The following is a 6,374-nucleotide window of genomic DNA, read 5'->3' as shown; positions in this document are numbered from 1 at the left end:
AAGCTAAGCCTCACAGCGCCGATGGTACTGCAGGGGGGACCCTGTGGGAGAGTAGGACGCCGCCGAACAATTCTTCTGAATAACCCCCATCCGGAATCCGGATGGGGGTTATTCGCGTTTCCGGGCCCGTCACGGATCTCTCCGTCTCCTCCCCGCCCTTCCCGAACGACCCCCGCCGAGTGGCTGGTCCACCGTCAATATGCCGCTAAAACCGCCTGATCAGCGCACTGATCAGCGGAAAATCGCGTCGCACACCGTAGTCTCGAAGGCGAGGGGAACAGGTGTCCGGGGGTGTCACCCGGGCAGCGTCGGATCAAGAATGGTGCTCATGGGACGAGGCAGGCTGCGCATCTACCTCGGGGCGGCCCCCGGGGTCGGCAAGACGTACGCCATGCTCGCCGAGGCGCACCGGCGGCAGGAGCGTGGCACGGACGTCGTGGTCGCGTTCGTGGAGGACCACGGGCGCCGGCGGACCGCGGACATGGTCGCCGGGCTGGAGGTCGTGCTGCGGCAGCAGGTGGTGCACCGCGGCGCGCGGTTCTCCGAGATGGACCTGGACGCCGTGCTCGCCCGCCGCCCGCAGGTGGCCCTGGTGGACGAGCTGGCCCACACCAACGTTCCCGGCTGCCGCAACGAGAAGCGCTGGCAGGACGTCGAGGAGCTGCTGGCGGCCGGGATCGACGTGGTCTCCACGGTCAACGTGCAGCACCTGGAGTCGCTCGGCGACGCCGTCGAGGGCATCACCGGGGTGCGTCAGCGCGAGACCGTCCCGGACGAGGTGGTCCGGCGGGCGGACCAGATCGAGCTGGTGGACATGTCCCCGCAGGCGCTGCGGCGCCGGCTGGCACACGGCAACGTGTACGCGCCGGAGAAGATCGACGCGGCCCTCGCCAACTACTTCCGCCCGGGCAACCTGACCGCGCTGCGCGAGCTGGCGCTGCTGTGGACCGCGGACCGGGTGGACGAGTACCTCCAGAAGTACCGGGCCGAGCAGGGCATCGAGGGCACCTGGCAAGCCCGGGAGCGGATCGTGGTGGGCCTGACCGGCGGGCCGGAGGGGGCGACGCTGATCCGTCGGGCGGCCCGGATCGCCGCCAGGGTGTCCGGCGGCGAGTTGCTCGCCGTGCACATCTCCCGCTCGGACGGACTGGTGGGCACCGGCTCGCCGCAGACGCTGATCGAGCAGCGCGCGTTGGTGGAGAGCCTCGGCGGCTCCTTCCACGCCGTCCTCGGCGACGACCCGGCCGCCGGGCTGCTGGACTTCGCCCGGGGCGTGAACGCCACCCAGATCGTGCTGGGCACCAGTCGGCGGCCCGCCTGGCAGTACCTGTACGGGCCGGGCGTCGGCACCACGGTGACCAGGGAGGCCGGCGACATCGACGTCCACATGGTCACCCACGAACACGCCGGGCACGGGCGCGGCAGGATTCCGGTCCGCCGGATCACCGACCTGGGCCGTACCCGCACCGTCGCCGGCTGGCTGATCGGACTGGTCGGCCCGCCGGTGCTGGCGATCGTGCTGACCGGGATCGGCGGGCTGGGGCTCTCCACCGACATGCTGCTGTTCCTGTCGCTGACGGTGTGCGCGGCGTTGGTCGGCGGGCTGCTGCCGGCGATCGGCTCGGCGCTGGTCGCCTCGTCGGTGCTGAACTACTACTTCACCCCGCCGCTGCACACCTTCACCATCAACGAACCGCAGAACATCATGGCGGTGGCGATATTCACCATCGTGGGCATATCGGTGGCGTCGGTGGTGGACCTCGCGGCGCGGCGCACCCAGCAGGCGGCCCGCAGCCAGACCGAGGCGCAGACGCTCAGCGCGCTGGCCGGCACGGTGCTGCGCGGTGCGCCGAACGGCGACGGGGTGCTGACCGCGCTGATGGAGCAGGTCCGGGAGACGTTCGGGCAGGAGAGCGCCGCGCTGCTGGAGCGGTCCGATCCGCTCGCGGCCTGGGCGCCGGTGGCCACCGCGGGACCGCGCCCGCCGGAGCGGCCGGAGGAGGCCGACGTGGACGTCCCGGTCGGCGACAGCCTGGCGCTGGTGCTGCGCGGCCGGGTCCTGCCCGGGGCGGACCGGCGCCTGCTGGGGGCGTTCGCCGCGCAGGCCGCCGTGGTGCTGGAGCGCCGCCGGCTGTCCCGGGAGGCCGCCGAGGCCCGCCGGGAGGCCGAGGGCAACCGGATCAGGACCGCTCTGCTGGCCGCCGTCTCGCACGACCTGCGCACCCCGCTGGCGGGGATCAAGGCCTCGGTGAGCTCGCTGCGTTCGGCCGACGTCGACTGGGACCCGGAGGACGAGGCCGAGCTGCTGGCCGGCATCGAGGCCGGGGCCGACCGGCTGGACCACCTGATCAACAACCTGCTCGACATGAGCCGCCTGCAGACCGGGACGGTCACCCCGCTGATCCAGGAGACCGACCTGGACGAGGTGGTGCCGTTCGCGCTCGGCGGGGTGCCGCTGGAGTCCGTCCGGCTGGAGGTGCCGGAGACGCTGCCGATGGTCCGGGCCGACGGCGGGCTGCTGGAGCGCTCGCTGGCCAACCTGGTGGAGAACGCGGTCAAGTACAGCCCGGACGGTGTGCGGGTGCTGGTCAAGGCCGACGAGCTGCGGCAGCCGGGGCAGCCGGCCAGGGTGGAGCTGCGGATCGTGGACCGCGGCCCGGGCGTGCCCGAGGACGCCAAGGAGAAGATCTTCGCGCCGTTCCAGCGGTACGGGGACGCGCCGCGCGGCGCCGGGGTGGGCCTCGGGCTCGCGGTGGCGCGTGGCTTCGTCGAGGCGATGGACGGTACCGTCACCGCCGAGGACACCCCTGGGGGCGGGCTCACCATGGTGGTCAGTCTGCCCGTGGTCGAACGGCCGCCGGGAACGGGGGAGTCGGACGGCGAGGGTGGCGAGCCGCTCCCGGAGCTGGTCACTTGAGAACCCGGCGGCGCGCCGGCCGGGTCCGTCGCCCCTCCCGAGGGGCGCACGCCGCATCGAAAGTCGTAGAGCCAGTCCCACAGTCCGTAAGTCAGACAGCCTGAAAGGCGGAGCCCGTAAATGACCCGGGTCCTCGTCGTGGACGACGAACCGCAGATCGTCCGCGCGCTGGTGATCAACCTCAAGGCCCGCAAGTACGAGGTGGACGCGGCCCATGACGGCGCGAGCGCCCTGGAGCTGGCCGCGGCCCGCCATCCGGACGTGGTCGTCCTCGACCTGGGCCTGCCCGACATGGACGGGGTCGAGGTGATCCGCGGTCTGCGCGGCTGGACCCGGGTGCCGATCATCGTGCTGTCGGCCCGGCACGCCTCGGACGAGAAGGTCGAGGCGCTGGACGCCGGCGCCGACGACTACGTCACCAAGCCGTTCGGCATGGACGAGCTGCTGGCCCGGATGCGGGCCGCCGTGCGGCGGGCCGAGCCGGTGGCCGGGGAGGCCGACTCGCTGGTCGTCACCGAGTCCTTCACCGTCGACCTCGCGGCCAAGAAGGTCAACCGGGACGGTGCCGACGTACGCCTCACCCCGACCGAGTGGCACCTGCTGGAGGTCCTCGTCCGCAACGCCGGGCGGCTGGTCAGCCAGACCCAGCTGCTGCAGGAGGTGTGGGGCCCGGCCTACCGCACCGAGACCAACTACCTGCGGGTCTACCTCGCCCAGCTGCGTCGCAAGCTGGAGCGCGACCCCTCGCACCCGCGCCACTTCATCACCGAACCGGGCATGGGATACCGGTTCGAGAGCTGACCGCGGGTGCCCCTGGCGGCTGAACGACCTGCCGCCAGGGGGCCCGAACCCGGTACCCTTCCGACATGAGTGGTGACAACAGCAGCGGCCAGCCGCAGGGGCGGTTCCGCCGCATGCTCAGCCGGCTGACCTCGTCGGCCGAGGAGCTGGACGCCGAGGAGCTGCGCCAGGAGAGCGCCGCGGAGTCCGGCTGCACACCGATCGCCGGCTGCGGAGACCGCCAGTTGGTCACCGTGGCGGGCACGTTGCGCACGGTGACGCTCCGGCCCCGGGCGGGGGTGCCCGCGCTGGAAGCCGAACTCTTCGACGGCACCGAGGCGTTGGACGTGGTCTGGCTCGGTCGTCGCTCGATCGCCGGGATAGAGCCCGGCCGCCGGCTGATCGCCAGCGGCCGGATCAGCCACGCACGCGGGCGCCGTGTGCTGTTCAACCCCCGCTATGAGCTGCGTCCGGTCGGACACGGGAGCGAATGAGCGTGAGCAACCAGCCAGGCGGCGAGGCCGCCGCCCAGCTCGACCTGCCTGTCGACCCCGCGGACGCGGAGGCCGCCCGCAAGGCCGCCTCCAAGGAGGCCGCCGACACCGTGCTCAAGGCCTTCGGCGGCGTGCGCGGCATGATCGACATGACGCTGCCAGGCCTGGTCTTCATCGTCACGTACAACCTGACCCACCAGGTCAGCACCTCGGCCTGGGCCGCGCTGGGCCTGAGCGCCCTGTTCGTGGTGGCCCGGCTGGCGAAGCGGCAGACCATCCAGCACGCCTTCAGCGGGGTGTTCGGCGTCGCCCTCGGTGCCTGGATCTCGATGAAGAGCGGCAAGGCCGAGGACTTCTACCTGCCCGGCCTGCTCTGGAACGTCGGCTACTGCGTCGCCCTGGCGGCCTCCGCCCTGGCCCGCTGGCCGATGATCGGGGTGATGCTCGGTCCGATCACCGGTGAGATGTTCACCTGGCGCAAGGAGAACCCGGGCCGCCTGGCCGCCTACACCAAGGCGACCTGGGCCTGGGTGCTGATCATGGGCCTCAAGCCGGTGATCCTCTTCCCGCTGTACTTCACCCACAACGTCAACCTGCTGGGCTGGCTGAAGGTCGCCCTCGGCATCCCGCCGCTGCTGCTGGCGATGTACGTGACCTGGCAGATCCTGCTGAAGGCGCCGCCGCCGATCAAGGCGCAGCTGGACGACGAGGAGGAGGAGCCGGCGAAGTAGCCGCTCCCGGCCGGACCGGCCCGGACCGGACCCCGGCAACAGCGGAAGGGCCCGCACCCCGGCGAGGGGTGCGGGCCCTTCCGCTGTTGCGAAGGCGGCGCTACTGGGCGCCCGAGGTGGCCGAGAGCAACTGCTCCAGCTCCTCCTCGCGCTCCTGCGCGGCGACGAAGAGCAGCTCGTCGCCGCCCTCCAGGGTGTCGTCCTTGCCCGGCACCAGCACCCGGCCCTCGCGGATGATGGTCACCAGCGCGGTGTCCTGCGGCCAGGCCACGTCGCCGACCCGGGTGCCGACGAGTTCGGTGTCGGAGGCGAGGGTCAGCTCGACCAGGTTGGCGTTGCCCTGGCTGAAGCGCATCAGGCGGACGAGGTCGCCGACGCTGACCGCCTCCTCGACCAGGGCGGACATCAGGCGCGGGGTGGAGACGGCCACGTCCACGCCCCAGGACTCGTTGAAGAGCCACTCGTTCTTGGGGTTGTTCACCCGGGCGACCACCCGGGGCACCGCGTACTCGGTCTTGGCGAGCAGCGAGACGACCAGGTTGACCTTGTCGTCACCGGTCGCGGCGATGACCACGTGGCAGCGCTGGAGCGCGGCCTCGTCCAGCGAGGTGATCTCGCAGGCGTCGGCCAGCAGCCACTCCGCCATCGGGACCCGCTCCACCGAGATGGAGTTGGGGTTCTTGTCTATCAGCAGGACCTCGTGGCCGTTCTCCAGCAGCTCGCCCGCGATCGAGCGGCCCACGGCACCGGCCCCGGCAATGGCGACCCGCATCAGTGACCCTCCTCCTTCGGCCCCTGCGCGAACGCGGCCTCGACGGCCGTCAGGTCGGTCCGGCGCAGCATCACGTGCACCAGGTCGCCCTCCTGCACCACCATCTGGGGCGAGGGGAGCACTCCCTCGCCGAGCCGGGTGACGAACGCCACCCGGGCGCCGGAGGCCTCCTCCAGCTTGCTGATCCGGTGGCCGATCCAGCGCGGGTCGTACGCGACCTCGGCGAGCTGCACGCCGCCGCTCGGGTCCTGCCACAGCGGCTCGGCGCCGCTGGGCAGCAGTCGGCGCAGCATCTGGTCGGCGGTCCAGCGGACCGTCGCCACGGTGGGGATGCCCAGGCGCTGGTACACCTCGGCGCGGCGGGGGTCGTAGATCCGGGCGGCGACGTTCTCGACGCCGAAGTTCTCCCGGGCCACCCGCGCGGCGATGATGTTGGAGTTGTCACCGCTGGAGACCGCGGCGAAGGCACCGGCCTCCTCGATGCCCGCCTCGCGCAGGGTGTCCTGGTCGAAGCCGACACCGGTGACCCGGCGCCCGTTGAATCCGGCGCCCAGTCGACGGAATGCGGTCGGGTCCTGGTCGACCACGGCCACCGAGTGGCCCTGTTTCTCCAGTGCTCTGGCGAGGGCGGAGCCCACGCGGCCGCAGCCCATGATCACGATGTGCACCGGCGCTTACCT

Annotated in this window: 6 protein-coding genes; 4 read left to right on the top strand and 2 right to left on the bottom strand. The window is 71.9% G+C overall.

From position 1 onward, the window contains the following. The first annotated feature begins 328 nt into the window (after positions 1-328). The 4 genes from ACGF0D_RS38180 to ACGF0D_RS38165 all read left to right on the top strand — a co-directional run bounded on the left by ACGF0D_RS38180 (position 329) and on the right by ACGF0D_RS38165 (position 4,922). The gene (locus tag ACGF0D_RS38180; RefSeq protein ID WP_392924416.1) at positions 329-2,917 is read left to right on the top strand and encodes an ATP-binding protein; all 2,589 of its coding nucleotides are present in this window, start codon (positions 329-331) and stop codon (positions 2,915-2,917) included. Between the two features lie 120 nt (positions 2,918-3,037). Further along, positions 3,038-3,718: a response regulator gene (locus ACGF0D_RS38175; protein ID WP_049657530.1), complete on the top strand. Its 681-nt coding sequence runs from the start codon at positions 3,038-3,040 to the stop codon at positions 3,716-3,718. A 65-nt stretch (positions 3,719-3,783) separates the two neighbouring features. Next, positions 3,784-4,191, top strand: coding sequence for an OB-fold nucleic acid binding domain-containing protein (locus ACGF0D_RS38170; RefSeq protein ID WP_392884363.1), 408 nt, complete (start codon positions 3,784-3,786; stop codon positions 4,189-4,191). 2 nt (positions 4,192-4,193) lie between these two features. After that, entirely contained in the window at positions 4,194-4,922 is a 729-nt protein-coding gene (locus ACGF0D_RS38165) for a DUF3159 domain-containing protein (protein ID WP_392884362.1), read from the top strand. Positions 4,923-5,022: 100 nt separating this feature from the next. Here ACGF0D_RS38165 and ACGF0D_RS38160 read toward each other — a convergent pair whose 3' ends face one another. Both ACGF0D_RS38160 and ACGF0D_RS38155 read right to left on the bottom strand, forming a co-directional pair. Then, the gene (locus ACGF0D_RS38160; protein WP_359829049.1) at positions 5,023-5,694 is read right to left on the bottom strand and encodes a TrkA family potassium uptake protein; all 672 of its coding nucleotides are present in this window, start codon (positions 5,692-5,694) and stop codon (positions 5,023-5,025) included. Further along, positions 5,694-6,362, bottom strand: a complete 669-nt coding sequence (locus tag ACGF0D_RS38155; RefSeq protein WP_392884361.1) for a potassium channel family protein — start codon at positions 6,360-6,362, stop codon at positions 5,694-5,696. The genes ACGF0D_RS38160 and ACGF0D_RS38155 overlap by 1 nt, the downstream gene beginning before the upstream one ends. Positions 6,363-6,374 lie beyond the last annotated feature (12 nt).

It is taken from the genome of Kitasatospora sp. NPDC048298, assembly GCF_043201465.1.
Lineage (GTDB): Bacteria > Actinomycetota > Actinomycetes > Streptomycetales > Streptomycetaceae > Kitasatospora.
This window is presented reverse-complemented; position numbering and strand designations above follow the sequence as displayed.